Source organism: Pseudomonas sp. ANT_H4 (genome assembly GCF_008369295.1).
Classification (GTDB): Bacteria; Pseudomonadota; Gammaproteobacteria; order Pseudomonadales; family Pseudomonadaceae; genus Aquipseudomonas.
Window position 1 is genome coordinate 1 of the sequence record NZ_VOBG01000078.1, and the last position, 1113, is coordinate 1113.

The 1113-nt window shown below is 59.6% G+C and carries 1 protein-coding gene; it reads left to right on the plus strand.

Features of this window, described 5'->3' with window-relative positions; genetic code table 11:
- The first annotated feature begins 55 nt into the window (after positions 1-55).
- Positions 56-1084: an IS30-like element ISUnCu4 family transposase gene (locus tag FQ182_RS29615; RefSeq protein ID WP_149415366.1), complete on the plus strand. Its 1029-nt coding sequence runs from the start codon at positions 56-58 to the stop codon at positions 1082-1084.
- Positions 1085-1113 lie beyond the last annotated feature (29 nt).

Genomic DNA, 1113 nt, shown 5'->3' on the forward strand with positions numbered 1-1113 from the left:
GGCGGCGGCAAAAACTGAGTGCAACACCTGACCTTTCCGGTACGGTGCTGCCCCTATGTCTTATACCGAACTCAGCGTTGAAGAGCGCGCCACCATTCAAATCAGTCATGCCCAAGGCTTCAGCCTGCGTAGGATTGCCTGCTTGATCAACCGATCCCCTTCGACCATCAGCCGGGAGCTGCGCCGCAATCGAGATGTCTGTGGCGGCTACTCGGCCCACGCGGCCCAGCAGCAGATGCAGGCTCGCCGCCAGGTGTGTCGACCGAAGCGAAAGCTGTTGCGGGGTGGTGAGCGCTTCGAGTTGGTGGCGCATATGCTCCGTGAGCGTTTGTCTCCCGAGCAGATTGCCGGCAAGCTGCGCAGCATGAACATTCCCAGCCTCAGAGATGCCTACGTCTGTCGCGAGACGATCTATAACGCGATCTATGCCCTGCCGGTCGGTGAACTGCGCAAGGAGCTGATCATCTGCCTGCGGCAAAGCAAGACGACACGCCGACCGCGCTCTGGTGGTGTGGATCGGCGCGGCCAGATTCCCGAGATGGTCAGCATCCATGTGCGCCCACCGGAGATCGAAGACCGGCTGATGCCAGGGCATTGGGAAGGCGACTTGATCAAGGGCAAAGCCAACGCCTCGTGTGTAGGCACGCTGCTGGAGCGAACCAGTGGCTACCTGATGCTGGTGAAGATGAACGACGCGACGGCGACCTCGGCGATGGAAGGCTTCAGTGCAGCGCTCAATGGCATGCCGCTGGCGATGCGCAAGAGCATGACCTACGACCAGGGTCGAGAAATGGCGCGGCATGCTGAAATCACCCAGCAGACTGGGGTGGCGATTTACTTCTGCGACCCGCACAGCCCTTGGCAGCGCGGTAGCAACGAAAACATCAATGGCCTGATCCGCCAGTACCTGCCCAAAGGCACAGACCTGTCGGTACACAGCCAGGAAGAACTGAATGCCATCGCACTGCAACTGAACATGCGTCCGCGTAAGCGCTTCGACTTCAAATGCCCAATCGAAGTTATGGGCGAGGTGATGCAGAAGGCCATGGCTATGCGGCATGATGCTCCAGCTTCAATTCAATGACCGTGTTGCACTCAGCTCCTGCAACCGCC